18 protein-coding genes and 3 tRNA genes are annotated in these 25,798 nt (G+C 55.8%); 9 read left to right on the top strand and 12 right to left on the bottom strand.

Features of this window, described 5'->3' with window-relative positions; all coding sequences use genetic code 11:
* Nucleotides 1-41 precede the first annotated feature (41 nt).
* Nucleotides 42-947 (top strand): LysR substrate-binding domain-containing protein, encoded by a 906-nt coding sequence (locus RSQ48_RS05595; protein WP_003804731.1) that lies wholly within the window; start codon nucleotides 42-44, stop codon nucleotides 945-947.
* Nucleotides 948-1,067: 120 nt separating this feature from the next.
* Nucleotides 1,068-2,288: a DUF3734 domain-containing protein gene (locus RSQ48_RS05590; protein WP_003804732.1), complete on the top strand. Its 1,221-nt coding sequence runs from the start codon at nucleotides 1,068-1,070 to the stop codon at nucleotides 2,286-2,288.
* A gap of 18 nt (nucleotides 2,289-2,306) precedes the next feature.
* On the opposite strand, the gene RSQ48_RS05585 is transcribed toward RSQ48_RS05590, so the two are convergent.
* On the bottom strand, nucleotides 2,307-3,227 hold the full coding sequence (locus tag RSQ48_RS05585) for a DMT family transporter (protein ID WP_003804734.1): 921 nt from the start codon (nucleotides 3,225-3,227) through the stop codon (nucleotides 2,307-2,309).
* Between the two features lie 286 nt (nucleotides 3,228-3,513).
* Here RSQ48_RS05585 and RSQ48_RS05580 point away from each other — a divergent pair.
* Nucleotides 3,514-3,589 (top strand) — tRNA-Asn (locus tag RSQ48_RS05580).
* A gap of 257 nt (nucleotides 3,590-3,846) precedes the next feature.
* On the opposite strand, the gene RSQ48_RS05575 is transcribed toward RSQ48_RS05580, so the two are convergent.
* Complete coding sequence (locus RSQ48_RS05575; RefSeq protein WP_003804735.1) at nucleotides 3,847-4,989, bottom strand: porin; 1,143 nt, start codon at nucleotides 4,987-4,989, stop codon at nucleotides 3,847-3,849.
* Between the two features lie 547 nt (nucleotides 4,990-5,536).
* Between RSQ48_RS05575 and RSQ48_RS05570 the strand changes: the two genes are divergently transcribed.
* The 3 genes from RSQ48_RS05570 to RSQ48_RS05560 all read left to right on the top strand — a co-directional run bounded on the left by RSQ48_RS05570 (nucleotide 5,537) and on the right by RSQ48_RS05560 (nucleotide 9,198).
* Nucleotides 5,537-5,612 (top strand) — tRNA-Asn (locus RSQ48_RS05570).
* A gap of 749 nt (nucleotides 5,613-6,361) precedes the next feature.
* Entirely contained in the window at nucleotides 6,362-7,939 is a 1,578-nt protein-coding gene (locus RSQ48_RS05565; protein WP_039943999.1) for a Na/Pi symporter, read from the top strand.
* Between the two features lie 170 nt (nucleotides 7,940-8,109).
* Nucleotides 8,110-9,198, top strand: a complete 1,089-nt coding sequence (locus RSQ48_RS05560) for an AI-2E family transporter (RefSeq protein WP_003804737.1) — start codon at nucleotides 8,110-8,112, stop codon at nucleotides 9,196-9,198.
* 106 nt (nucleotides 9,199-9,304) lie between these two features.
* Here RSQ48_RS05560 and RSQ48_RS05555 read toward each other — a convergent pair whose 3' ends face one another.
* Nucleotides 9,305-9,688 (bottom strand): MAPEG family protein, encoded by a 384-nt coding sequence (locus RSQ48_RS05555; protein ID WP_131071891.1) that lies wholly within the window; start codon nucleotides 9,686-9,688, stop codon nucleotides 9,305-9,307.
* 111 nt (nucleotides 9,689-9,799) lie between these two features.
* On the opposite strand from RSQ48_RS05555, the gene RSQ48_RS05550 reads away from it, so the two are divergent.
* A tRNA-Thr gene (locus tag RSQ48_RS05550) sits at nucleotides 9,800-9,875 on the top strand.
* Nucleotides 9,876-10,201: 326 nt separating this feature from the next.
* On the opposite strand, the gene RSQ48_RS05545 is transcribed toward RSQ48_RS05550, so the two are convergent.
* The 6 genes from RSQ48_RS05545 to RSQ48_RS05520 all read right to left on the bottom strand — a co-directional run bounded on the left by RSQ48_RS05545 (nucleotide 10,202) and on the right by RSQ48_RS05520 (nucleotide 20,076).
* On the bottom strand, nucleotides 10,202-11,599 hold the full coding sequence (locus RSQ48_RS05545; protein WP_003804739.1) for a glutamate decarboxylase: 1,398 nt from the start codon (nucleotides 11,597-11,599) through the stop codon (nucleotides 10,202-10,204).
* Nucleotides 11,600-11,789: 190 nt separating this feature from the next.
* Nucleotides 11,790-13,481 carry an aspartate-alanine antiporter gene (aspT, locus tag RSQ48_RS05540; protein WP_003804740.1) on the bottom strand — a complete coding sequence of 564 codons (1,692 nt, stop codon included), beginning with the start codon at nucleotides 13,479-13,481 and terminating at the stop codon, nucleotides 11,790-11,792.
* A gap of 75 nt (nucleotides 13,482-13,556) precedes the next feature.
* Complete coding sequence (locus RSQ48_RS05535) at nucleotides 13,557-16,247, bottom strand: decarboxylase (RefSeq protein ID WP_415302210.1); 2,691 nt, start codon at nucleotides 16,245-16,247, stop codon at nucleotides 13,557-13,559.
* Nucleotides 16,248-17,330: 1,083 nt separating this feature from the next.
* The gene (locus RSQ48_RS05530; RefSeq protein ID WP_003804742.1) at nucleotides 17,331-17,819 is read right to left on the bottom strand and encodes a GlcG/HbpS family heme-binding protein; all 489 of its coding nucleotides are present in this window, start codon (nucleotides 17,817-17,819) and stop codon (nucleotides 17,331-17,333) included.
* Nucleotides 17,820-17,935: 116 nt separating this feature from the next.
* On the bottom strand, nucleotides 17,936-18,544 hold the full coding sequence (locus RSQ48_RS05525; protein ID WP_059317920.1) for a response regulator transcription factor: 609 nt from the start codon (nucleotides 18,542-18,544) through the stop codon (nucleotides 17,936-17,938).
* Entirely contained in the window at nucleotides 18,541-20,076 is a 1,536-nt protein-coding gene (locus tag RSQ48_RS05520; protein ID WP_301607024.1) for an ATP-binding protein, read from the bottom strand. The genes RSQ48_RS05525 and RSQ48_RS05520 overlap by 4 nt, the downstream gene beginning before the upstream one ends.
* Nucleotides 20,077-20,212: 136 nt before the next feature.
* On the opposite strand from RSQ48_RS05520, the gene RSQ48_RS05515 reads away from it, so the two are divergent.
* Both RSQ48_RS05515 and RSQ48_RS05510 read left to right on the top strand, forming a co-directional pair.
* Nucleotides 20,213-20,401, top strand: a complete 189-nt coding sequence (locus RSQ48_RS05515; RefSeq protein ID WP_131071425.1) for a hypothetical protein — start codon at nucleotides 20,213-20,215, stop codon at nucleotides 20,399-20,401.
* Complete coding sequence (locus tag RSQ48_RS05510; RefSeq protein ID WP_059317922.1) at nucleotides 20,401-21,852, top strand: aldehyde dehydrogenase; 1,452 nt, start codon at nucleotides 20,401-20,403, stop codon at nucleotides 21,850-21,852. The genes RSQ48_RS05515 and RSQ48_RS05510 overlap by 1 nt, the downstream gene beginning before the upstream one ends.
* Nucleotides 21,853-21,968: 116 nt before the next feature.
* Here the strand turns inward: RSQ48_RS05510 and glcF are convergent, their stop codons facing one another.
* From glcF to glcD, 3 genes are read right to left on the bottom strand one after another with little or no spacing between them, the layout of a single operon-like run.
* The gene (glcF, locus tag RSQ48_RS05505; protein ID WP_003804749.1) at nucleotides 21,969-23,192 is read right to left on the bottom strand and encodes a glycolate oxidase subunit GlcF; all 1,224 of its coding nucleotides are present in this window, start codon (nucleotides 23,190-23,192) and stop codon (nucleotides 21,969-21,971) included.
* On the bottom strand, nucleotides 23,177-24,262 hold the full coding sequence (gene glcE, locus RSQ48_RS05500; protein WP_003804751.1) for a glycolate oxidase subunit GlcE: 1,086 nt from the start codon (nucleotides 24,260-24,262) through the stop codon (nucleotides 23,177-23,179). The genes glcF and glcE overlap by 16 nt, the downstream gene beginning before the upstream one ends.
* Nucleotides 24,262-25,761 carry a glycolate oxidase subunit GlcD gene (glcD, locus tag RSQ48_RS05495; protein WP_059317924.1) on the bottom strand — a complete coding sequence of 500 codons (1,500 nt, stop codon included), beginning with the start codon at nucleotides 25,759-25,761 and terminating at the stop codon, nucleotides 24,262-24,264. The genes glcE and glcD overlap by 1 nt, the downstream gene beginning before the upstream one ends.
* Between the last annotated feature and the right edge of the window lie 37 nt (nucleotides 25,762-25,798).

Genomic DNA, 25,798 nt, shown 5'->3' with positions numbered 1-25,798 from the left:
AAATTCATTATTACTTATCGTAAGTATCAATTTTATTTATCATGAACGCGATCAGCATCAGACAACTGGAAGTCTTTGTCGGTATAGCCACCTTAGGCACCGTGCGCGCCTGCGCGGCCCAGATTCACCTATCCCAACCGGCGGCCAGCATGGCGCTGGCCGAACTGGAAAAGCAACTGGACAGCCCCTTGTTCGAGCGCACGCCGGGGCGTATGCAACTGACCAGTCGCGGCAAACAGTTGCTACCGCATGCACGTGAAATTCTGGAGCGCTTGCGCGAGATGCAAAGCCAGCAGGAAGAACGTGAATTGCGCGGTGAAATCCGCATCGGAGCCAGCAATACCGTGGGCAATTACCTGATTGGCGATCTGGTGGGGTCGTTTGTACGCCAGCACCCGCGCGTGTCTTTACATGTATCGGTCGACAATACGGCCAATATCATCAGCCAGTTACTGGAACACCGCTGCGATATTGCCTGCGTAGAGGGGCCGGTCAACCACCCCCAACTGGAGACCTGGATCTGGCGCGAGGACGCGCTGGTCGTCTGCGCCGCCCCCGATCACCCACTGGCAACCCGGACCACCCTGCACAAACAGGACTTTGCAGGCATGAACTGGATCATGCGCGAACGGGGCTCAGCCTCGCGGGCACTAACCGAACAAGCCTTGAATACATTACCCGGTGGACATGTATTGATGGAGCTGGGCCAGGTGGAGGCCATCAAACAGGCGGTCATCGCCGGACTGGGCTTGGCCTGCCTTCCCCAGGCGGCCACCCTGGATGCGGTGGCCAATCAGCGACTTCGTATTCTGGATACCCCCTTTCTGGATCTGAAACGTCGTCTGTCGCTGGTGCTGCATAAAGAGCGCTACCGCAGTCAGGTGTTAAGCGCCTTTGCACAACACCTGCACAACCCGCCAGCCGGCTCCTCGTCTCCTGAAAATTGACGCTAGTTTGCATTCTGGTCCGCGTTCTGACACACAGCAATGGTATTCTTGCTGCAGTGCAGCACAAACAGATGGGATCACCAGTCCCGATCTTTTGCCCCTCTTGAACCGAGCCCTGTCATGAACCTTGCCCCCATGCCGCAAGCGCAAGATACCCCCGATTTTGCCCGCCCATCCTATCTTCCCCCTTACGAGACTGTCGCCTTGGTACTGCAAGGAGGCGGTGCCTTGGGAGCCTATCAGGCCGGTGTGTACGAGGGATTGCTGGAAGCCGGAATCGAGCCCGACTGTCTGTCCGGCATTTCGATTGGCGCCTTGAACACGGCGATTATTGCGGGCAATCCCCCCGAGCGCCAGGTAGAGCGTCTGCGCGAGTTCTGGAACACCATTTGCGAACCTTATTTCGGCTGGTCTGGCCCAGCCTGTCTGGAGCGTGCGCTCTTTGGGATTAACGACATGATGCGTGAGGCGATCAGCGCCTTTAATGCCAGCAATGCGCTCGTTCTGGGCCAGCGCGGGTTCTTCCGTCCCCGCTTCCCCCCGCCTATGCAGGCCACGCCGGGCGTACCCGAAGGAGCCAGTTACTATGACACCAGTGCCCTGAAAGACACGCTGGAGCGTCTATGCGACTTTGATCGCATCAACGACAAGCGTCAGCGTATTTCAGTGGGCGCGGTCAATGTGGGCACGGGCAACTTTGTCTATTTTGACAACCATCGCACCGTCTTGCGGGCCGAGCACTTCATGGCCTCGGGCGCTCTGCCCCCCGCCTTTGCCCCGGTGGAAATTGACGGCCAGTACTACTGGGATGGGGGTCTGGTCTCCAATACCCCACTGTCTTATGTGCTGGATCAATCGCCCCGCCGTGACACCCTGGTCTTTCAAGTGGATTTATGGAGTGCTCGAGGACCGGTCCCAACCAATATGGGTGAGGTCAGCGACCGCTTGAACGAAATCCGCTACTCCAGCCGGACACGTATGGTGACCGAGGACATGCGCCACTCGCAGTACATGCGTCATATCCTGACCGAACTGCTGGCGCTGATCCCCGAGGACCAGCGCAAAGAGCGGCTACCCTGCCGCCTGGCGGAAGAACTGGCCAGCAACAAGCGCTACAACGTAGTGCACCTGATTTACCGCAACCAGCCCTACGAGCAGCATTACAAGGACTATCAGTTTGGCCGCACAACCATGCGCGAGCACTGGCGCAGTGGCCTGGAGGATATCCGTCAAACCCTGCAGCATCGGGACAAGCTGAATATGCCGCAAAACCTGGCCGGCTTCACTACGTATGACGTGCACCGCGAAGAAATTGAAAAAAGGTTGGCAGGCGGGAAATAAGCCCGCCCCGGCCTGCGCCTAGCGGCGGCTCAAAACCATCGCGCCGCTCAACACAAAGGCCGTGCCCAGCAATTGCATGAGCGTAATGGGTTCCCCCAAAAACCAGTTGGCCAGAAACAGTACCGAGACCGGCCCGATCAAGCCCATCTGCGCACTCATCGGTGCGCCAATGCGCTCTACGGCCCACATGGTCATGAAGGTGGGCAAGACCGTATTGCAGACCGCATGAATCATGGACAGGCCGTAGACCGGCGCAGGCTGCACCAGCCCCTGCCAGCCCAACACGGCGAAAAAGTGAATCAGGGTGTAGACCGCCGAAAATGACATGGCGTACGCCACCAGACGCGTGGAGCCAATGGATTTGAGCAACTCACCCGAGCCAATCAGATAGATGGCATAGGAAATAGCCGAGCCCAGCACACACAATGCACCCAGCAGAACGTCGTCACCTGTCAGGCTCAGATCCTGTATAAAGACCAGCCCTACCCCTAGATAAGCCAGCGCCAAGGCCAACCATTGCTTGGGCAGAATACGGCGCTTGAGGAAAATGGCCGAGAACATCAGCACAAAGGTCGGCGACAAAAACAGAATCAGCCGCTCCAGTCCTGCCGAAATGTACTCAAGCCCGATAAAATCCAGCAGACTGGCCAGGTAATAGCCCAGAAAACCCAGCACCACCAGTTCCAGCTTCTGACGGCCGGTTAACGCCGCCAGCTTGCCCTGTCGTACTTTGCGGATTTGCCAAACGGCAATGGCCAGGAAAAAAGGCAAGGACAGGAGCATCCGAAACCCAATGACGGTCAGCGCAGTGACATCATATTGATACGTCAGCTTGGCCACCACCGCTTTGGCCGAGAAAAGGATAGAGCCGCCCCCTGAGAGCGCCAGTCCAATCAAAAAGGAACTGCGCTGCGCACTGGGGCCTTGACGAGCTTGCATGGAGATTCATCACTTTGCAGGGCGACACTGTCAGCAAAACAGCCGCTGGCCCCGACAGAAAAAAGAGTCAATAAAAGCAAGAAGAATTCGATTCTACTCTTTGCCCTGTGCAACGACCATGCTGCCCCACAAAGCGCACGCGCGTTCAGAGGGCTGAGAGTCGCCCCACGGCGGCCTGCGAGCAGCAAAAAAACAGACCACCCGCCATCCCGCCCAGATCCTTGCCATTTTCCCCTCTAAAAACTTGCACACTTTTCAAAATACGTGCTATATTCTTTTTCTCTGGTCCCCGATAGCTCAGTCGGTAGAGCGACGGACTGTTAATCCGCAGGTCCCAGGTTCGAGCCCTGGTCGGGGAGCCAAGAAAACCGTCAAAATCAGCCCATCGCGTTTGCGTTGGGCTGATTTTTTTTGTGCATGTCTTTGTCCGTTACGCGGCACGCGTAGACCGCGTCATTAACATTTGGACAAACAAAACCCGATCCCAAAAAAGACAGCGGGCCTGCATGAGATGCAGGCCCGCTGTGGCTCTTTCCCCTGACTTCGCTCCTGCTTGAGCCGGCGCCGCCGCTGCTAACGCACTACCCCGGCTCAAAATTGACCGAATCAGTCGGAAAGATCAGAACCGGTGCGTCACACCCACCGTGGCAACCGTGCTCTTGAGGTCGCTGTAGTAGCCGATGTTGCGAGCGTAAGAGCCAATTGCATACAGGCTGGTGCGCTTGGACAAATTGTGCAAATAGCCCGCGCTGAACACATGTTGGGTCTTGGCATCATCCGTGCTGCGCGGTGTCGAACGTGGATCAGCCATCGTCCAGGAAGCCAGCACAGAACCTGCCTTGCCTGCCGGTACCGTCACGCCCAACGCATAGGAGTTGACCTTGAGGTCTTTATGCAAGCCGGGACCAAACTGCTCGGTTTGCAAGGAGCCGCCAATATACCCATTGCGGCTCTGACCAAAAGCGGCATGCAGCGTTGCAAAGCTGAACTTGTAGCTGGCAGCCAGATTCCAGGCACTCACATTCCCGCTTTGGGCCGCCACCAGATTGCCGCCACGCTCGCGAGCAGAACCATAACGGGCCTGGTCAAAGCTCAGCGCGGCTTTCAAGGGACCATTGGTATAGCGCATGGCCACGCTGACGGCTTTCACGTTGGCCTCATCGCTGTTGATGGCATTGCCACTCAAACCACTGCGATCCCACTGCTGAGGTCCATTGGTGTTGAACGAGTAACCCGCACCGAACTGAAAACCGGAGAACTCGGGGCTCTGATAAGCCACCATATTGTCATAGCGAACCGTATTGGCCGAATCAAATGCCGCCCCGACGCCGTACTGATAGCCATTGCCACCAAACGGGCTGGCTACCCCCGCCACATACAGGGAAGTGACCGTCGTCTGACGACCCAGGTCAACACGCCCCCAAGACTCACCGCTCAAACCCAGACTTGCCTGACGGCCGAACAAGCGGCCTTGGCGCAGATTGCCAGTGCCCAGATCAAAGCCGCTTTCCAGCATGAAGTTGGCCTTGAGCCCGCCGCCCAGATCCTCGCTGCCCATCAGCCCCCAGCGGTTACCCATCCAACCCTGGTCATACAAGCCAAAACGACTGCGTTTGCCTGCCCCTCCCTTCATGTCGTCCCCTTTCCATTGTTCGTACCCCAGGCCCGTATCGACCACGCCATACAAGGTCACATTCGATGCAGCGAAAGCGGGAACTGCCAGTGCAGGCATCAGCAAAGCTGCCAAGATAGTTTTTTTCATGTTCTCTGTTCTCTGTAAACGTCTGAATGCCGGAGGACTTATGATTTTTTCCGGCCTTGTTGTTCAAGTGCTGAGCCAGCCTGCCGACAAAAAGTCCCGGCACGAGCTCACTGCACTCCCTCCTCTGTCTTGACAGCAAAACACCCCAACCGGCACATCTTGAGACGCGGCTCAAAACAGGCTGGATAGTTGAGACCCATATACTGCAAGCATTTATATTTCAGACATAAACAATATTGATGTCAATCAACTGGAACTCGCATATTTGCGGGGTTTTATCCGCATTTTCCCTAGTTTTCTCATCTGCCGAGAATTTTCCAAAAGCCAGCTAGCAAGCCGCAAAGCCTTTAAACAAACGGCTTGCAACCATATGCTACAAATCGGCTTGACTGATTCATTGACCGGACGGTATGTTCCTGCCGAAAAACTCAGGATTTACGCCTATTGCCAAGCCTGCTCCCCAGTTTGCGTCGATGAAATTCACTTTTTCTAAAAATAACGCTTTACAAACCCGCAACCTTCACTCTATAATTATTTTCTTTGCTGGTCCCCGATAGCTCAGTCGGTAGAGCGACGGACTGTTAATCCGCAGGTCCCAGGTTCGAGCCCTGGTCGGGGAGCCAAAAATACCAAAGCCCAGCTACGCAAGCAGCTGGGCTTTTCTACATCTGGCCTGAACCAAGTTCCTCGTTCATTCAATAGGGCCAATCACAACCATCATCAGCCGTGCCTACTCGTGCGGGTGATAGACCGACTCCCACAGATCCCGCTTTATCGACGCTGCGCAACCCGTGGATTGACGCGCCAGCCATCCCGCAACGCGGTTTACCCCATGCCAGGGCCCGCAGCTTTTGAGCGCAGGCGATCTCCTTTTGTCAGTTATCAGGAGTAAAACGCTCGGCTCTCTCTCCCTCCATCCTCTACCTCAATCACGTACCCCGCCACTCTTTATAATCTTTCTTGATCAGCACCGGCGTATGCACCGTTAAGTCCTGAGCTCGTTCCAGTTAGGCATCAAGGATAAAACTCGTCGTGCGCAAGCGCTGATGCGCCAGGACGGCATAGACATGCCACCTATGAACTCCCTATACCTGCCCAGCCCTCAAAGCGCCCTGCCGTCTGCCCCTGCGAGCCGGCTCCCCAACGTGTTCGAACCTGCGCTCTTTCCTCAGCACTAAAAACGTCAACGCTCTTATTCAATACAAAGAGCCTGCACTGCGTATGCCCTCTTCGTCGTCAGGAACAAGCCGTGTTCATCACTGGAGAATTTCACGCCATCTGCGAGCGTAACTGGCGATAATGCAGCATCCAACCTTTTGTCCGGGTTTGTCACACCTGGGCCTATCGATTATTCCGTTGTTCGCACGCTTCTATGCTCGATACTCTTTTCCCCTTTTTAGGGGGACTTGGCCTGTTCCTGATTGGCATGATGCTTCTGTCCGAAGGACTGGTCGCGTTTGCAGGCGGCTCCCTCAAACAGATACTGCTGGCTTTTACCGGTCGCCCCATCAAAGCCTTTGCCTCTGGGGCGCTGATTACGGCACTGGCCCAGTCATCGACAGCCACGACCGTCACCTTGATCGGGTTTGTCAGTGCCGGGCTGATTTCCTTTACACAAGCCATTGGCGTGGTTATTGGTGCCAGCCTTGGCAATACCGCTACCGGCTGGATCATTTCTGGCCTGGGGCTCAAAGTGAATCTGGGTTTTTACACCCTGCCATTAATCGGTCTGGGGGCTTTGCTCAAACTGCTGGCTCCGGGTCGTCACAAGGAACTGGGCCGTGCCCTGGCCGGCTTCGGCACCCTATTTCTGGGCTTGAGCATGTTGCAGGATGGCATGCAAGGTCTGGCGGCCAACTTCAGCCTGGCCCACTTGCCTGCCGGCGGTTATGGCGCTCACTTGTTGATCATGTTGACCGGGCTGGCCCTGACCGCGGTGCTGCAGTCCTCGACGGCGGCCATCGCCATGACCTTGACCGCGCTGGATGCAGGAGCCATCAGCTTTGACCAAGCGGCAGCCATCGTCGTGGGAGCCTCCATCGGCACCACCCTGACTGGCGTTCTGGTCGCTATTGGCGGCACAATCTATGCCAAACGCACAGCCATTGCCTATATCCTGTTCAACGTCATTGCCGGTTTGCTGGGCCTGCTGATTCTGCCGCTGTTTCTCAAAGCCATGTACGCCACCGGCTCTTATATCAATACCTCTCCCGGAGCCCTGGGCCTGGCGGCCTTTCACAGCCTGTTCATTGGCTTGGGCGCCGCCTTGTGCCTGCCCTTTACCCAGCCTTTTGCCCGCTGGGTACAAAAGCTGGTGCCTGACCGGGCTGCTCGCCCCCCGCATCATCTGGACGACAGCCTGCTGCAAGTGCCTGCCCTGGCACTGGAGACCACACAACGCACCTTGCAAGAGCAGGCACAACGTTTGCTGAACCTGTATCAGCACAGTCTGGCCATGAGCCGCCCCGATACGGCAGCAACCGATCTGCAGCAGATCGGGACTGTACTCGATCAGGCTTACGAGTTTGTCTTGCGCATTCCCAGCGCGGCGGATGATCCAGCAGTGGCCGCCCACATCAGCGCGCTTTTGCATGCCATCGATCATATGCAGCGCCTGCGTGGCCGCTTACAGTACCAGCCGGGCACGGATCTGCTGGACCAACGCTACCAGCACGCCCGGAGCCTGGCGTCAGAACTGACTACATTGGCTCAGCAAAGCCTGCATGCACAAGCCCCCGTTGACTGGCAGGAGCAAATGCAGATTCGGGCTCAGTCTCAGGCCCAATTGCTGGATACGGTACGCGGCCAGCTTCTGGCTGCCCCCCAAGGACAGGACGATGTCTCGCGCACGTTGCGAATCACAGATACTCACCGCTGGTTTGAGCGCAGCAGCCAGCACATCTGGCGCGCCAGCCATTACCTGGAACTGGCCCGTCAGGCCAAGCGCTGACCTCAGGGGCCCAGCCCCTGCCCGCCGATTTGCCCCCGCCGTGACAAACAAGAAGGGCGCAGGCGTGTTTTAACGTCAGCAGAAACCCAATAAACAGATACCAAGATTCACTCCGGCAGTCAGGATTCCCCCTTACAATCGCCTCAAATTCACGCTAATGGAAAACTTCCATGTCCACCCGGCCAAATCTACAATTCCATACTTTTTTGCTTTTGCTGGCCGCAGTCTCCGCCGCCTTTGTCTGGATACTTCTTCCTTTTTATGGCGCGGTATTCTGGGGAGCGGTGCTGGCCATTTTGTTTGCCCCCCTGCAGCGCAAACTCCTGGCCAAAACCAAAGGCCGCCGTTCCCTGTCAGCCCTGATCAGTCTGCTGATCATTATCCTGATTGTCATTATTCCGGTCATCCTGATCTCTATATCCCTGGTGCAGCAGATCGCCTCCTTATACGATCTGATGAACAGTGGCCAGTTAAATCCCGGAGCCTATCTACAAAAGATCCTCAGTGCCCTCCCCCCCAGCGTCCTTGACTTTGCCGCCCGCTTTGGCCTGCATGACACCGCTTCCCTGCAAGAAAAGTTTTCGCAGTTCGCCGTTCAGGGCGGCCAGTTCCTGACCAAACAGGCGCTCAATGTCGGCCAGAACACCTTCCAGTTCCTGGTCAGCCTGGGCATCATGCTGTACATGCTGTTTTTCCTGCTGCGCGACGGGGTAGAGCTAGGCCGTCACTACCGTCAGTTGATTCCACTGAGCGAGAACCAAAAGACTCATCTTTTCCGCAAGTTCACCACCGTGGTACGCGCCACCGTCAAAGGCAATATTGCGGTGGCCGCCACACAAGGTGCGCTGGGCGGCGTCATGTTCTGGTTCCTGGACATTCAGGGCGCTCTGTTCTGGGGTGTCCTGATGGCTGTGCTTTCCTTGCTGCCCGCCGTGGGCGCATCGCTGATCTGGGCTCCCGTTGCCATCTACTTTTTCGTCTCGGGGCACTACGTCCCCGGGATTATCCTGACTACTTTTGGCATTATGGTCATTGGGCTGGTCGACAACCTGCTGCGCCCTTTGCTGGTCGGCAAAGACACCAAGATCCCGGACTACGTGATCTTGATCTCCACCCTGGGCGGTTTGTCGATTTTCGGCCTGAACGGCTTTGTGATCGGCCCGCTGATCGCCGCCATGTTCATCGCATGCTGGGATCTGTTTCCCTCGGCCATCAGCGCCCGGATTGAAGCAGAAGACCAGGAAAGCACCAACAAATAAAAACAGGCCGGCCTTATGGCTGGCCTGCTCGTCTTCACCATCAAGCATCTCAAGGGCGTGCTGAACACCGGTTTCATAAGGTGCCCAGCATGCCCAGCGCCGTATCTCAAGTCCGCAATACGGGCAAAAACACAATCCAGATATTGACCACGACGGCCAGGAACCAGACCAAGGAGCGCAAGGCTGCCTTGTTCATGATGTACATCAGCAAATACAAAACACGCAGCACAATCCAGGAAATCATCAGACTTTGCACACGCAGAGGATCGGCTCCTGACCACAACGCCAACAACACCGCCGCAAAAAAGAAAGGCAAGGCCTCAAACGCATTGGCCTGAGCCGCATTGGCGCGCGCCCGCCAGCCTGTCAACCCCGCCAGCCAGGGCCGCGGGTCATGATTATCAAAACCTGAACCCCCCGCCTTGGCACAAATGGCGGCCAACCAAGGCAAGAAAGCCGCTACCACCAAACCAATCTTGATCCCTAGCATCATCATCCCCTTAACAGGCTGAAAACGCTCAACATAGCATGTTGCACCTTTCATGCGCACAGAGAATTTACAAACCAGAAAGAAACAGGATATACTTATCGTCTTAGGTTAGCCGATGTAGCTCAGTCGGTAGAGCAGCTCATTCGTAATGAGAAGGTCGAGGGTTCGATTCCTTTCATCGGCACCAGCTAATCTAAAACCATTGAAACCCAACAATCATACTCATAAAATCAATGGTTTCGCTTTCCCATACCGAAAGCAACTGATAGGCGCACTTTATGAAGCCGCTTGCGCTACTCAGATTAAGTTCTCGATATATCCGCCATACATGCCTGGGGTTGCAACCAAGCCTGCGTGCACCCTGCATCGTGCCCAAACGGCTAGCAGATGCTGGATGGCCTCCAGAACCTGGCTAGCCCCCGCAAATTTCGACACGCTCATTTGGTGGAACCTCTCAAAAAGAAGATTCCACGCCTGAGCACATCGTTTTTACAGAGGGTTCACCGCGTCAAGTTAGTGATGAAAACCGCCAGACTCGTCCTGCTGCCCCTGTACGGCAACGGGATGGGAGGAGAAATAATCCAGGCAACGACGGAAGTCATCCAGCAATAGGGAAGCCAGGTCACGCGTCACACCATGGCGCACCAGGATGCGTTGGATCACCAGGTCCTGGCGATTGGCCGGCATGGAGTACGCAGGTACTTGCCAACCGCGCGAACGTAAGCGATCGGCCAAGTCATACAGATTGAAACCCGGGTTCGCGCCGTCCTTGATCTTCCAGCACAAGGCTGGAATACCTTTATCAGGGTCACCGTCAAACAAGATCTCAAACGGACCCAACTTGCCAATCTCGCTCGCAAGATAACGTGCCGTGTCATAGCAAGCGTTCTGAATACGACGATAGCCCGCTTTGCCAAGACGCAAAAAGTTGTAGTACTGGGCCACGATCTGGCCGCCAGGCCTGGAAAAATTCAATGCAAAGGTCGGCATGTTGCCACCCAAATAGTTCACATTGAATATCAACTCTTCAGGAAGATGGGCGGCATCACGCCAGAGCACCCAACCTACCCCCAGGGGGGCAAGCCCAAACTTATGACCCGAGGTGTTTATCGACACCACACGAGGAAGACGAAAATCCCACTGCAATTGAGGGGCACAAAAGGGAGCCAGAAACCCGCCACTGGCACCGTCAACGTGAATCGGGATATCCAGCCCCGTGTCTTGCTGCAATTTATCCAAGGCATCATGAACCTGCTTGACCGGCTCGTACTCGCAGGTGAAGGTGACACCCAAGGTGGGCACCACACCAATGGTGTTTTCATCGACGCGTTTTAATACTTCTTCGGCACTCATAATGAGCCGACCCTCTTCCATGGGAATTTCACGCAATTCCACATCGAAATAACGCGCAAATTTATGCCAACAAATTTGCACAGGACCGCAAACCAGATTGGGCTTATCGGTCGAAAGTCCTGCCGCGCTGCGCTTCTTGCGCCATGCCCACTTAAGTGCCAGCCCCCCGAGCATGGCGGCCTCGGAGGAGCCCGTGGTCGAGCAACCCAAGGTGTTCTTCGCGTCCGGAGAGTTCCACAAGTCAGCAAGCATGTGCACGCAGCGTGACTCGATTTCGGCCGTCTGGGGATACTCATCTTTGTCAATCATGTTTTTGTCGATTGACTCGTCCATCAGCTTGTGGACCTCCTCCTCAACCCAGGTCTGGCAAAACGTCGCCAGATTCTGACGGGAGTTACCGTCGAGCATCAGCTCATCGTGGACTACCTGGTACGCGTGCCTGGGAGCGTGCTCATGTTCGGGCATTTTGTACTTGGGCATGGAGACCGACAAATCGGTGGACGCGTAAACGTCATCGAGAAGGTCATTGCGGATATCATCCTTGGCGTGTAGAGGCATGGATTCCCTTTAGTAGTCGGTTGAAACAAAAGCTATTTATAAAAAATAGATACAGCAACGGTCGCGAACACTACCGGCATGACATTCGCACGGCTGGCCAATGACCTGAGTCCCGGTCACCGGCCAGCGCATTCATCACATGCCGCACTGATCTGTCAAAGCCGCATGGCGATCGATAAGTACAAGGGTCTTATTTCATCAACAGCACGATCACCATGCCCCAAAGGGTCAGTAAGGTATTGCTGATCGCATACGGCACCGTATAACCGAGCATCGGCACATTGCTTTTTGCGACATCGGCAACCATCGCCACCGAGGCAGTGCTTGTGCGCGCACCGCCGCAACACCCCAAATTAATCGCAGGATCAAAGCGAAAAATATATTTACCGATAAAAGGAGCAAGAATCATCGGGGTTGCTGTCGCGAATATGCCCCAGAAGAACAGCTCTATACCCACCTGCTTTACACCGTGAATAAATGTCGGACCAGCCGTGATCCCCACGACGGCGATAAATACATTCAGCCCTACCGAGTTCATGAACCAGAGCGTGGCACTGGGGACGCTGCCTAATTTGGGCTTAAAGCTACGCAGCCAACCGAACACCAAACCGGCAATAAGTGCGCCGCCCGAGGTGGACAATGTGATGGGCACCCCTGCCACCGGCACCACAATGGCCCCTACAAGACCACCAATGACGATGCCAAAGCCAACAAACACCATGTCAGTGACACTGGTCGGGCGATCCGCAAAGCCAAAAGCGTCAATAACCGCCTCCACGTGCTTGCGGCTACCACTGATGCTGACAATATCGCCCCGGTGCAGCTTGGTTTGCGCCTGTACGGGAATATCAACGCCCATAGAGCCTCGACGAATACGCGTCACATACACACCCCGTGCCTCGGCTCGTTTGGAGAGCTCCAGTAATGTTTGATTGTTTGCCGCCTTGCTCGTGACGACCATATCAATCGACTCAATAGGAATTTGCAGCAACTCCCTATCGGCCACTTCCTCGGCGCGGTTGGACCAGTCAACCAAGGCCTCATGACGCCCTGAAACCGCAACGATATCGCCCACTTGCAATAAGGTATTGTCGTCAAACGGAATAATCTTTCCATCGCGACGAAGATTCTCTAAAAAAAGTCGCTCACCAGACAGGGCTTCAGCTTGTTTAACGGTCTTGCCAGCAATAAAGTTCGGTGTGCTCAACTCGTAAGCACGAACAATGTGCTGATGCCATGCCGATTGAATGCCGCCCTCGGGGGCTCCGGCCGACATTTCTTTCTCATAACGAGCACACTCTTTTTGCAGGTCAATGCCAAGCAACTTGGGCCCAAGGTAAGCAATGACCCAGCCGGTGCCCAAGGTGCCGAACAAGTAGGTGACCGCATAGGCTACTGGGATGGCATCCAGTTGGGCCTGTATCTCCGTTGGCGACAACTCCAGTCGATTGATCGCGTTGGTGGCCAAACCGATGGAAGCGGAGATCGTTTGTGAGCCGGCCAGTAAACCGGCTGCCAGGCCGGGGCCATAGCCCGACAGCACCGCGGCCAGATAGACGAACAATAAACACAAGCACGACACGACAACGGCAAACACTGCCTGAGGCAGACCATCGTTGGCCACCCCCCGCACAAACTGCGGCCCGACGCCAAAGCCCACCGAAAACAAAAACATAATGAAAAAGACGGATTTGATCTGCGATGAGATCTCGATGTCGAGCTGTCCAATCAGCACGCCCGCCAGCAAGGTTCCAGTAACCGAGCCCAGACTAAAACTGCCTAGTTTTCTTCCGCCTACCCAATACCCAGCTGCCAATGCCAAAAAAATGGCCAACTCAGGGTAGCTACGCAAGGTTTGCTCTACCCAGTTCCAAATCAACATATTGAGCCCCTTAAGTGCACGAATTCAGGTCAGACCGGCCATAGCCGGTGCTGACCTTCTGCCCGGTTTAAGTCGTTAAACTTTCAATAACTGCAGGCCACGACTCGCTTCATAGCCGTGCACTTCCTTCACATCGAGCTTACGCATGAACTCAATGGTTTCGGCACTGATGACTTGCCCAGGCACCAGAATAGGAAAACCGGGAGGATAAGGAATCACCATCTTGGCTGACACCATAGGAGGCCCCTCGCGCAGCCGACGATCGCACTCCGGACTATTCAAACCCACGTACTCGCAATTGCTCTCTTCCCAGCTCAGGAAGAATGCATCACGAATCCTGCCTTCAACGGCTACATCGCCATTGCTGTCTTGACGAAAACTTTCATGAAAGTGACTGAAGTTTGGCAGGTCAGGAACATCGTTCATGAGGCTATCGACACGCTCTTGAAAGTGCTGACGCCCCACGTCTCCGGTTTTGTGTAATTGATGATCCACTTCGCAGGTAATTTCCAACAAAACACGAATTAAATGCGCGACGTCACTGCGCGTATTGTTGATGTTGGACTGCAGCAAGACCGAATTGCGGGATGTCTTGTTCAGCTGGATATCAAAACGATCCGCCAATAACTGCTTCAGTTGAGTGCCATCAAAACCCGCCGTTCCACACACCAAGGTGATGCGGGTGGGGTCAAGGAAAAACTCATCGTCCCGGATACTGGTGACGGCATCGTCCCAGTTCGTGCCCGGCGCTAAAAAGTCCTTGAAATTGCTCTGGCGGTACTCGGGCGGAATCATGTCGTCTGCGCCCAGCACTCGAAAATAACGCGAAATCATCGGGTGCTTGTTCACCTGGCTGCGAATGTCCAAGGCAATTTGAATGGCATTGTTCACCAAGCCATAGCCTTCCAGCTCCATCTGGCGGCGAGCGACATCAATAGAGGCGATAAGTTGCTGATTGGGGCTTGTTGTAGCGTGCGTGAATATCGCCTCGTGCAGTTGCGGCTCAATGCGATAAAAGTCCACATCCTTGACCAGCACCATGGAACCTTGGCGAATGGCCGACATCGACTTGTGTGTGGAATTAGTTTGATATACCCGCAGACGAACCAGTCGAGGATCCGGAACCAGATTGGCCTGCATCAGCTCATCATCGCTTGGAGTCTCGCCCAGCTCTTGCTGCTGACGCTCGTAGTGCTGCAGCGACGCCGGATCTTCCAACCAATTTTCAATGTAAGCCGCCGCCCCCATGGCCGTTCTGGGACGCAGGAACGGCGACCAGTACGCAAATCCAAACCAGGCCTCGTCCCAAAGAAAGACAAGATCAGGCTTGATCGCCAAACATTCCATCATGACGCGCCGGGTGTTGTACACATGACCATCAAAGGTGCAGTTGGTCAGATCAACAGCACGCACCCTGTCCAGCTTGCCCTCTTGTTTCAGCCTCAGTAAGGCGCGCTTGATGTTCTTGAGCGGAACCGCACCATACATGGAGTACTCCCGCATCGGGAACGCTTCGACATAGTAGGGCAACAACCCGCCCAGAACCATGCCGTAGTGGTGCGATTTGTGGCAGTTTCGATCAACGATAATGATGTCGCCGGGCCGCGCAATCGCCATCAATACCATCTTGTTGGACGTGCTGGTTCCATTGGTAACGAAAAAACAATGCTCAGCGCCAAACGCCTTGGCAGCGCGCTCCTGGGCTTTTTTGATATTGCCCGTAGGTTCCAGAAGACTGTCCAGGCCGCCAGTCGTGGCAGAGGACTCGGCCAAGAACAGATTCAGGCCATAGAATTCGCCCATATCGCGTATCCAGTCCGATTTGAAGACGGATTTACCGCGGGCAATGGGCAAGGCATGAAAAGTGCTGACAGGCTTGCTGGCATAGCGCTTGAGATTGTCAAAAAAAGGGGTTTCGTACCGATCACGAACCCCCTCTAAAATTGACAAATGCAGCTCCATGGGCTCCTCGACCGCATAGAGTACGCGGCGCAGACACTTGGCACGCTCATCACTTGCCACCTCCTCGGGACGCAAATCGGAGAGCAGATAAATATCGAGCTCCGGCCGGTAGCCCGCCAAGGTGACCGCCAGTTGCAAGGCCAAACGGCTATCGTCGAAATGAACATCAAGCTCTTTCATGGCTTGATCCAGGATAGGAACTGGCTGTTTGCTCTTAAAGCCAATGCCTTCAAAAATGGCAACCGCACAAATATTACTGTTTACCGCAATAGCACAAAATGCGTCCTGGAAATTGTCGACGACCACAGGCTCATACACAAAGTCGTCTTCTTTACGACGCTGCGCACGCAACAGCTGAACATTGCGCTCGACGCGAGCACTATTGGCTGGTGCCACAATCAACACTTCAAAGTAAGGACGCCCACCGCCCAAACCGTCTACGTCCTGACGAATATCCCTAAAGTGGTCCCCATCAGGCGTGGCCTCCCACTCGCGCGCATCATCTTTGTAATAGCGCGCCAGGATGGCGAATGAGATTCGGGTCGCCAACTCCAGAAAAGCATCCAAACGTTCGAATTCAAGATGGCCGGACAGGGTGTCCATAAGATGACGCCCCGGATAAGCATGCAGCACTTCCAGATTTCGCAAATGAAGAAACTTTTCACGAACTTCTTGTCCGTCGACTTCCTTACGCGACCATCTTTTAGTAGCAAACAAGAGTTCACGCCATAGATCGGAGCGCACAGTACCCAAGGAAAAAATCTGGTCAATCGAGGATGGGGCTGGTGTGACATCTAACTTCATGTGTTGGCTCCTGTGCCGTGGTTACTAGCAGGTAGATGAGATAAATGTGACCAAAGACGCTTGAATACTATTGTCAGATTCTTATTAAAAAACCCGGTTGTTAAAGGAGTGTGATCACTATAGCTGAGAGCCAAAAAAATTTATAAATACAAAACAAAAAATCAATTATTTAGGTGAAAACCATTATCCGCCACTACCGAATCTGAACAATGAGAACCATTCCAGTCTGATACTGAAATCCGGCTTGCATTCGTTGAGGTGCCTGAACCGATACGCTGAAGTCGGCATGCCAGACCCAGATAGGCAAAACAAGTGCCTTAGCCCCCGAAAACGCGCCTATTAACGGGCGTTGTGCAAGGGTCGGCACAAAACATATAAAAATGAATAAAAAGAGTGTGATGGAACCGGTGAGCAAGGTGCACGCGTGATTTTCATCCCAAGAACCTTTTGAGTTGAGGCTTGTTGTCAAAACCTCAAACGTACACAGGAGCCTCGTATTAAAAGTGCACTAAAACTCACAGGTTAGTAGCCAGAGGCAGAAAACTATCGCGGGGGCAATAAGCGGGGAGAGCCCAAATGTCACCACGCTAATTCGTGTACTGTCTCAGGCGTTAATGGCACCATTAAGTCGGTCTACTCTTAGGGGTAAAAAAACAACATCTTGCAATCGGAAACGCCAAATGGAAGTCTTTTTTACGCATCCGAAACGGAGGCACCGTGTTGTGCAATTCGTCGGCATCAGCACGATTTCAGCCCCTAAAACGCCGTGGACCACGCCACGATCCGCCTGTGGAGATGACCGCTCCAACAACGTTCTATGTCTTGCTCACCGGCAACGACCTTGCAGCGATGGTGAAATGCCACGCCCGCCACCTAAACGAGCAGTCCACCTTGTGCGTGCTGCAGATCTGCAGCACAAGGGTCTTACACAGCAGTGCCTACGGCAACATGCAGTTTGCCGTTCGCCCCCTTAACGGAGGGAACGGCACCTGGCTTTGAGAAGAGACTGCTTCACCCGCGCCCTGAATGCTGCCCTGAGCTTGTCAAGGCCACCTTGCTGACGCGAGCAATACGCTGGCCGGCTTATTCGGTAGCGCCAATGGCTTTGAGGCCTTCGGCTGCGCAGGCAGCATCAATATCACCAGAAGGCGCTCCGCCTACACCGATACCACCCACCAGCACCTGATCCACCTTGATGGGCAACCCGCCACCCTGAATAACCATACGCGAGTCCATATCCCGCAAACCATCGTTGGCCGGTTTGCTGGCGATAAACTCGGCCAGACCCGCTGTGCTGCGGCCCATAGCCGCAGAGGTAAATGCTTTACCTTGCGCGCTGCTGACCGTGTGTGGGCCCGAGTTATCGGCTTTCAACAACACTTTGGTCGCCCCGTCTCGGGCGACAACCGCCACGCTGACCTGATGACCTTGTGCTGCGCAGGTCTTCAAGGCGGCCTGCGCGGCCTGGGTGGCCAGTTCCAGTGGCAGGTATGGCGCGCTGGGCAGCGCTGGGGCGGCAGAGGCCATGATAGGAGCAAACAACAGAGCGGCGACAGAGAATGTACGAATCATGTGATTTCCTTTCCTGGTTAGAACGAACAAGCAAAGCTTACCGCTCAAAAAAGAAGAAACCTATTCGTAGACCTCACACTCCTCTACGTAGTTATACCGAGTGGTTTTTTTCGCCCTTATCCTTTAGCGCTTCCTTCCAACCATAGACGAGTGAGCTCCGCCTGTGATGTGGTGCCCAGTTTGGCGCCAATAGAAACACGGTGGGTATCGATCGTACGCGGTGAAAGGCACAAGGCCTCTGCAATCTGCCGGGTCGTAAAGCCTTGGGCCACCAACTCCAGTATTTGGCGCTCGCGCGGAGTAAGTGAAGCCAACAACTGCAATGTTTCCGCTTGCTGTGCCTGTTCTCGCAAATGGCGATCGAGCACATCATGCCCTTTTTGTATGGCGTCGATCAGATCCTGCTCATCAATAGGCTTGGATAAAAAATCGACGGCCCCATTTCGAAAAGCACGACGACAGGCGTCGATATCGCCATGGCCCGAGATGACAATCGTTGGCCAATCGATACCCCTGTCACGCAATTGCTCCTGCAGTTTCAAGCCCGAGATGACCGGCATACGGATGTCAAGAATCAAACATCCGGGGGCCAGTTTGGCTACCTGCGCCAGAAATCCCTGGGGGTCTGCAAACTCCGTAACGTGAATATCGACGGTAGACAAAAGCAGGCTCAAGGCGCGACGCACGGCCTCATCATCGTCAAGCAAATAAACGGGATACCTCATCCAGCAGACTCCATAGGCTCATGTTTTACCGGCAGGATAATCCGGAATGTCGTCTCGGGCGCATCCTCGAGCAAAAACACCTCACCATGAGCACGCTCTATCAGCCGCTGGCTCAATGCCAAACCAAGCCCAGTCCCATCGGGCCGACTGGTCGTAAAGGGCGTAAACAGGCTGTCCCTGAGTGCCGGCAGAACACCGGGGCCGTTATCAGCAACATCAATAATCAGCTGCGTATCTGTTTGATTAAGGCTTACGGTCACCTGGCCTGCTTCTTGCCCGGTCACGGCGTCCAGACCATTACGTACAAGATTGAAAATGACTTGTTCCATTTCCACAGGGTCCGCCTCAACCAGCACCGGATAGGAGGGCAACTCAAACATCAGCCGTGTCTTGCTCAGGGCTGCCTGAGATGCCAGTAAGGCGCGTACATTATGCAAGGCGTCGCGAATATCAAAGCAGCCTACACTCAGCGCCTGGGGACGCGACCAGTTGCGAAACCGCTCCAGAATGGCCGATGCTCGCTTCGCTTGTGCAACCGTCTCATCGAGCACCGGCAACAAGGGCGTGCTGCTTGACTGAGCAACAATCCGTCGACTGGCTTGAGTCTGCGCCAAAATAGCTGTCAGGGGCTGGGTCAGTTCATGGGCCAGGCCACTGGCCATCTCTCCCAGTGCATTGACTCGTGATGCGTGGGCCAGACGAGACTCCAGGGCGCTTAATCGCGCCTGCTCAAGCGCCAGCCGGGTGCGCACGCGCTGACGCCAGGCGGCCAAGACAACAAGATATGCCGCACTTAGCAGCAACAACACCAGTGTCGTTTCCGCCATAGGAAAAAGATCAGCGGGACCCAGTGCCATCCCCGTCGCAAGAATCAAGGGCTGGGAGGGACTGGCCAGCGCCTTGGAAAAGTACAGCTCAGCGTCTGATCCTGACTGGCCCACAAGCAAAGGGCCCTTGGGCAGTGACAGGCGTAGAAACACGCCCGGCTCCGACCAGAAATGACTGGCATCGGCCAGCAGTTGTCTAGCGTCAATCACCAGCATCAGGCCATAGCGCGCATCAGCAGTGTTCGGGCTTCGTTTGCCCAATATATAAAAGCCGTGACGCTCAGGGTCCGCCATCAGCACCATCTGTCCCTGTGACCTCAACACCGACTCACGCAACAAGGCCGTCGTCTCGGGCGACAAAGCGCCAAGCCCGACGGGCTTCTTGCCCACTGCCAACGGGATCAGCTGTATGTCGACGATACGCGGGTAAAAATGCGCAATCGTTGCGGCAACATCCAGGAACAAGGTGTGCCCCGGATCATCCGTGGCGTTGGCAACAGCGGATAAAGCAGTTAAATGGGCATCATGCTGATCTGCCCGTTGTGAAGCCAGCCTGTAGAGAACATTGCTTTCGGTCTCCAGGGTACTGAGCAAGGATTGATAGCGCCAGCTCGCCAGGGCACCCGCCGCGAGCACCACTAACAAGCCCCAGACAAGCAGAGCGCGAATCGCAAATCGGGAGTTTAAAGGGCGCAGCAATGCCATAAACGAAGTTCAGTTGTCCTGGAGAGCAATCTGTAGAGGAAGGGCAAAGGGAGACACGGCCCCTTTGGAAGCGAGCCTACAAAATACCTTAAAACGGCACGGTCAGGCGGCTACATTGCATTTTGCATGAAAATGCATGGCTGCTAGTACCGGGGCAATCTCATACCGCACTATATTGGTGGAGAAAAATCCGAACTCGGGTGGCGAAGAACAGAAAGAATCCAGCCGGTTTGCAGCTGGGGCCAATCTGGGCTCGAAACCGTATGGACTTGAACAATCCCGTTTGAACTTTTTCTATTTATCCGCAGCATTGCAGGAGACATGATGAACACCTGTCAACTACTGATCAATGGCCAGCTTCGTGACGCCAGCGGTCACCAGACTTTTACACGTCAGAACCCCGTTACTGGGCAGACCGCAACGGTGGCCGCAGCCGCTCAGCCTGAGGATGTGCAGGCTGCCCTGCAAGCGGCCGAACAGGCCTTTGTGCATTGGTCAGCCCTGGGTCCGACCGAGCGCCGCTTGCGCCTGCTCAAAGCAGCGGAGCTGCTGGACGAACGTGCCGCCGAATTCATCGCCACCGTACGCCAGGAAACAGGTTCTACAGACTCTTGGTATGGTTTCAACGTGCAGTTGTCGGCCAACATCTTGCGTGAGGCTGCGGCCATGACCACGCAGATTGACGGGGCCGTCATCCCCTCGGATCTGCCCGGCAGCCTGTCGATGGGCTATCGCGTCCCCTGCGGCGTGGTGGTGAGTATCGCCCCGTGGAATGCACCCGTGATCCTGGCCACCCGGGCCATAGCCATGCCCCTGGCTTGCGGAAACACCGTCATTCTCAAAGCCTCCGAACGATGCCCGGCCACGCATGTCTTGCTGGGACAAGTGCTCAATGACGCCGGTGTGGGAGCGGGCGTGATCAACGTCATTACTCACGCTCCCGACGATGCGGCGGCGGTGGTCGAGCAGCTCATCGCCCACCCGGCCGTCAAACGCATCAACTTCACCGGCTCCACCAAAGTTGGCAGGATCATCGCCGCCACCGCCGCCCACTACCTCAAACCCGTCCTGCTGGAGCTGGGAGGCAAAGCACCGGTCATTGTGTGCGAAGACGCCGATCTGGAGCAGGCCGTCGCCGGCGTCGCCTTTGGCGCTTACTTCAACCAAGGGCAGATTTGCATGTCCACCGAACGCCTTATTGTGCATGAAGCGATTGCTTCTTCTTTTCTGGACAAACTGGTGGCCAAAATCAAGACCATCGCCGTGGGCTCGCCCGACCAGACAGACACACGCTTTGCCTATCTGGAAAGTGCCGAGTCAGCACAGCGCATCAAGTCCTTGGTAGAGGACGCGCTTGCCAAGGGGGCCACCCTGCCCTTGCCCCTGAAAATCGAGGGTGCTCTGATGCATCCGCTGATCGTCAATGACGTTACCCCCGAGATGCAGCTCTATGCCACGGAGTCATTTGGCCCGGTCGTCACCATGACCCGCTACCGCGAGGACAGCGAGGCCATCCGATTGGCCAACGACAATGAATACGGCTTGGCTGCTGCCGTATTTACGCAGGACGTGAACCGGGGTCTGGCCATCGCCAGACAGATCCAAAGCGGCATCTGTCATATCAATGGCCCCACCGTCCATGATGAGGCCCAGGCTCCCTTTGGGGGTATGAAAGCCAGCGGCTATGGCCGTTTTGGCAGTAAATCCGCCATCAATGAGTTCACCGAACTGCGCTGGATTACCGTCCAGACCACACCTCGCCAATACCCGCTGTAAGTCTGGCCCCGCAGGCTCGCGCCTCCCCCTGAGCGCGCTACGACGCTTGGCTGGCCCTTGACTTTGAACCGATACCAGCGCAGGACCGAGGGCTACTACGGCCCCCGGTCCTGCGGTTACGCACACAGATACTGATCCACCAGTTCTATCCAATGCTTGACCGGCGTGCGCCCTGCTCCATTCAAATGATTCCCACAGGCCATATTGGCCGTAACGATCAGATCTGGTTTGCTGCTCTCCAAGGCATCCATTTTGCGCTCACGCAGGCGTCCCGCAATCTCGGGCTGCGTCAGGGAATACGTGCCTGCCGAACCACAACATAAGTGGCTATCGGGCACTGCCCCCAGATCAAAGCCCAAGCGGGTCAACACCGCTTCGACTCGCCCGCCCAGTTTCTGCGCATGCTGCAAGGTACACGGACAATGAAAGGCCAGACGCGGACGGGTTTGCGTATTCAAGCACTGCTCCAGGGGCAACTCGTCGAGCACTTCAACCAGATCCTTGGCCAGCTCACTGACGCGGCGGGCCCGTTCCGCATAGACCGGATCATGCTTGAAGAGGTCTACGTACTCTTTCACAAAAGCACCGCAGCCGCTGGAGGTCTGCACGATTGCCAAAGCCCCCTGCTGGATCTGGGGCCACCAGGCGTCGATATTGCGACGTGCCTGCTGCAAACCCTGCTCTTGCGCACCCAGATGAAAGGAGGAAGCACCGCAACAGCCTGCCTGAGCAATCGGTGTCACACTGATGCCCAAGCGATCCAGCACCCGGGCGGTCGCCGCATTAATGGAAGGAGCCATGGCTGGCTGCACACAGCCCTCCAGCATCAGAACACGTTGGCTATGCCGGGGTGCGGGGCGCGTCAGATCCGCCGTTTGCTTGGGTGGAATTTTTTCCTGCAAGGATGAGGGCAGCAAGGGGCGCATGGCTCGCGCCACCCCGAGCAGGGCCCCCACCCGGCCCGGCTCTGGCAGAATTTGCGTCAGGGCCACACGCATGGCACGTGCTTTTAAAGAACGCTTTACTTTGGGTTCCAATGCCGCTCGCCCTATGTCCAGCAGGTTGTGATATTTCACACCCGACGGACAGGTGGTTTCACAGTTGCGACAACTCAGGCAACGGTCCAGATGGTGCTGGGTCAGTTCCGAGGTGGCATTGCCTTCCAGGAACATTTTGATCAGATAAATGCGGCCTCGCGGACCATCGAGCTCGTTGCCTTGATCCAAGTAGGTCGGACAAGTGGCATTGCAAAACCCGCAATGCACGCAGGAGCGCAAAATGGCTTCAGCCTGCTCGGCTTGCGGCAGTTGCTGAGCCCATGGTGTCAGTTGTGTTTGCATGTGGACTCCGCAGAGCGAAATAAACGGCCTGGATTGAATATATGAGCGGGATCTAGTTGCTGTTTTAAGCGCTGATGCCACTGCAACAACGCAGCGGGCAGCTCATCATTCCCGGCATCAGGCCCGCTCCAGCATCGCGCGTACCCCTGCAGGGCCCGCGCCTGTTCGTGAATCAGCTCGGCTGGAGCCTCAGACTTGAGCCAGAGCTGAGTTCCACCCCAATCGAGCAGTACCTCACCCGGCCAGCTTTGCACGGGCGCATCCACCGGTACGGCAATACGCCACAAATTCCCTGCCTGCTTAAAGAAATCCAGGCGCTGTTCACATAAATCATCCCAGTACGTCAGGTCGAGTTCCTCGCCCCCTATTTGCTCCTGGGCCAACTGTACGGAACTGTCTCCGCCTTCCAGGCGCAGATGCAGACGGCCATCCTGCCAGGCCGCTCCCGTGACAGGACGGCTTTGATCGCGCCATTGACGCAGCAAACCCGCCACATCCTGCTGTGCCACCTCCAAGACCCGTGCCGCTCGGCGTCGTGGACGTGGCAACACCTTGAAGGAAACTTCCGTAATCACTCCCAGACAACCCTGAGCGCCCACCATCAAACGTGACACGTCGTAGCCAGCCACGTTCTTCATCACCTGACCGCCAAAGCGCATGTGAGTGCCCATTCCACTAATCAGACGACAGCCCAGCACATAATCACGCAAGGCTCCCACCCAGGGACGGCGCGGTCCTGACAAGCCGCAAGCCGTTGCTCCTCCCACTGTCGCACGACCGTCAAACACGGGGGGCTCAAAGGGCAGACACTGCCCCTGTTCATTCAGGACGGCCTCCAGAGTCTTCAAGGACGTTCCCGCACGCACCGTCACGACCAGCTCGGCCGGGTCGTAATCGACCACGCCCTCATGGCCAGCCAGGCTCAAGGCTTGACCCTGTACTGCTTTGCCCAAAAAGGCTTTGGAATCTCCGCCCACGATACGCAAGGCCGTGCGATCTGCCAGCGCCTGCTTGACCTGATCGAGCAGCTCGGCACTGCGATCCTGATTGTTCTGTTCTACGGTATTCATCAGAAACGCTCCAGCTCAGGAAAGGGCACTTGTCCGTGGTGAATATGCATGCCGCCCATTTCCGCGCAGCGATGCAAGGTGGGGATGTTCTTACCGGGATTGAGCATGGTCTTGGGATCAAATGCCGCTTTAATGGCATGAAAGAATTGCAGCTCATCCTCATTGAACTGCACGCACATCTGATTGATTTTTTCTCGACCCACGCCATGCTCGCCGGTAATGGTGCCGCCCACTTCCACGCATAGTTCAAGAATCTTGCCGCCCAAAGCTTCAGCCCGCTCCAGCTCGCCTGGCTGGTTGGCATCAAACAGGATCAGCGGGTGCATATTGCCATCGCCCGCATGAAAAACGTTGGCGACGCGCAAGCCATATTCCTCGGACAACTCGGCCGTTTTTTTCAGCACATACGCTAGCTGGCGACGCGGAATCGTGCCGTCCATGCAGTAATAGTCCGGTGAGATGCGCCCCACGGCGGGAAAGGCATTCTTGCGTCCGGCCCAGAAACGCTGTCGTTCCTGCTCATCGCGTGCTACCCGCACTTCTTGCGCACCGGCTTTGAACAACACCTGTTCAACCCGGGTCACATCGTCCTGCACATCCTCGACTGCACCATCGATTTCACACAGCAAAATCGCCTGGGCATCGACAGGGTAGCCAGCGTGGATAAAGTCTTCGGCAGCGCGAATGGACATTTGATCCATCATTTCCAGTCCTGCTGGCACAATGCCTTGAGCGATGATCTGTGCCACCGCGTCAGCGGCTTTTTCCACATCGTCGAAACTGGCCAGCAGCACCACCGTACACGGTGGGCGCGCCAGCAGCTTGACCGTGATTTCCGTCACAATACCCAGCATGCCTTCAGAGCCGGTGAACAGGGCCATCAAGTCAAAGCCGGGGCTATCCAAGGCTTCCGAGCCCAGAATCAGTCGTTCGCCCGTAACGGTAATGACTTCCAGCCGCAAGATATTGTGTACAGTCAGGCCGTATTTCAGGCAGTGAACGCCGCCGGCATTCTCCGCCACATTGCCGCCAATTGAACAGGCAATCTGCGAAGAGGGGTCCGGCGCATAATACAGTCCAAAAGGCTGCGCGGCCTGAGAAATCGCGATATTGCGCACGCCGGGCTGTACACGGGCAATTCCGGCCACCGGGTCCAGGTCCAGAATCTGGTTCAGCCGGGCCATCACCAGCAAAATACCCTGCTCCAGCGGCATGGCACCACCGGACAAGCCCGTACCCGCACCGCGAGCCACTACGGGCACGCCAACCTCATGGGCCAGACGCATCACCGCCTGCACCTGCTCCACATTACGGGGCAGCACCACCAGCAAGGGTTTACTGCGATAGACGCTCAAGCCGTCACATTCGTAAGGGTGCAGTTGCTCGTCGGTATGCAGTACCTCCAGGCCGGGAATATCATCACGTAAACGGCTAAGCAGCTGCATCTTGTCCACGCGGGGCAGCACGCCGTCCAGTTTTTCGTCGTAGCGCAAACTCATGACGCCTCCTGTCTTTAAAGTCTCCTAAAGCCGATGG

It is taken from the genome of Alcaligenes sp. SJTW-7 (assembly GCF_047716895.1).
Classification (GTDB): Bacteria; Pseudomonadota; Gammaproteobacteria; order Burkholderiales; family Burkholderiaceae_B; genus Alcaligenes; species Alcaligenes ammonioxydans.
This window is presented reverse-complemented; position numbering and strand designations above follow the sequence as displayed.

What these genes read in the sequence shown, in the direction of transcription:
- RSQ48_RS05595 (WP_003804731.1), top strand. Translation starts at nt 42, where the DNA reads ATGAACGCGATCAGCATCAGACAACTGGAAGTCTTTGTCGGTATAGCC.
- RSQ48_RS05590 (WP_003804732.1), top strand. Translation starts at nt 1,068, where the DNA reads ATGAACCTTGCCCCCATGCCGCAAGCGCAAGATACCCCCGATTTTGCC.
- RSQ48_RS05585 (WP_003804734.1), bottom strand. Translation starts at nt 3,227, where the DNA reads ATGCAAGCTCGTCAAGGCCCCAGTGCGCAGCGCAGTTCCTTTTTGATT.
- RSQ48_RS05575 (WP_003804735.1), bottom strand. Translation starts at nt 4,989, where the DNA reads ATGAAAAAAACTATCTTGGCAGCTTTGCTGATGCCTGCACTGGCAGTT.
- RSQ48_RS05565 (WP_039943999.1), top strand. Translation starts at nt 6,362, where the DNA reads ATGCTCGATACTCTTTTCCCCTTTTTAGGGGGACTTGGCCTGTTCCTG.
- RSQ48_RS05560 (WP_003804737.1), top strand. Translation starts at nt 8,110, where the DNA reads ATGTCCACCCGGCCAAATCTACAATTCCATACTTTTTTGCTTTTGCTG.
- RSQ48_RS05555 (WP_131071891.1), bottom strand. Translation starts at nt 9,688, where the DNA reads ATGCTAGGGATCAAGATTGGTTTGGTGGTAGCGGCTTTCTTGCCTTGG.
- RSQ48_RS05545 (WP_003804739.1), bottom strand. Translation starts at nt 11,599, where the DNA reads ATGCCTCTACACGCCAAGGATGATATCCGCAATGACCTTCTCGATGAC.
- aspT (WP_003804740.1), bottom strand. Translation starts at nt 13,481, where the DNA reads ATGTTGATTTGGAACTGGGTAGAGCAAACCTTGCGTAGCTACCCTGAG.
- RSQ48_RS05535 (WP_415302210.1), bottom strand. Translation starts at nt 16,247, where the DNA reads ATGAAGTTAGATGTCACACCAGCCCCATCCTCGATTGACCAGATTTTT.
- RSQ48_RS05530 (WP_003804742.1), bottom strand. Translation starts at nt 17,819, where the DNA reads ATGATTCGTACATTCTCTGTCGCCGCTCTGTTGTTTGCTCCTATCATG.
- RSQ48_RS05525 (WP_059317920.1), bottom strand. Translation starts at nt 18,544, where the DNA reads ATGAGGTATCCCGTTTATTTGCTTGACGATGATGAGGCCGTGCGTCGC.
- RSQ48_RS05520 (WP_301607024.1), bottom strand. Translation starts at nt 20,076, where the DNA reads ATGGCATTGCTGCGCCCTTTAAACTCCCGATTTGCGATTCGCGCTCTG.
- RSQ48_RS05515 (WP_131071425.1), top strand. Translation starts at nt 20,213, where the DNA reads ATGGCTGCTAGTACCGGGGCAATCTCATACCGCACTATATTGGTGGAG.
- RSQ48_RS05510 (WP_059317922.1), top strand. Translation starts at nt 20,401, where the DNA reads ATGAACACCTGTCAACTACTGATCAATGGCCAGCTTCGTGACGCCAGC.
- glcF (WP_003804749.1), bottom strand. Translation starts at nt 23,192, where the DNA reads ATGCAAACACAACTGACACCATGGGCTCAGCAACTGCCGCAAGCCGAG.
- glcE (WP_003804751.1), bottom strand. Translation starts at nt 24,262, where the DNA reads ATGAATACCGTAGAACAGAACAATCAGGATCGCAGTGCCGAGCTGCTC.
- glcD (WP_059317924.1), bottom strand. Translation starts at nt 25,761, where the DNA reads ATGAGTTTGCGCTACGACGAAAAACTGGACGGCGTGCTGCCCCGCGTG.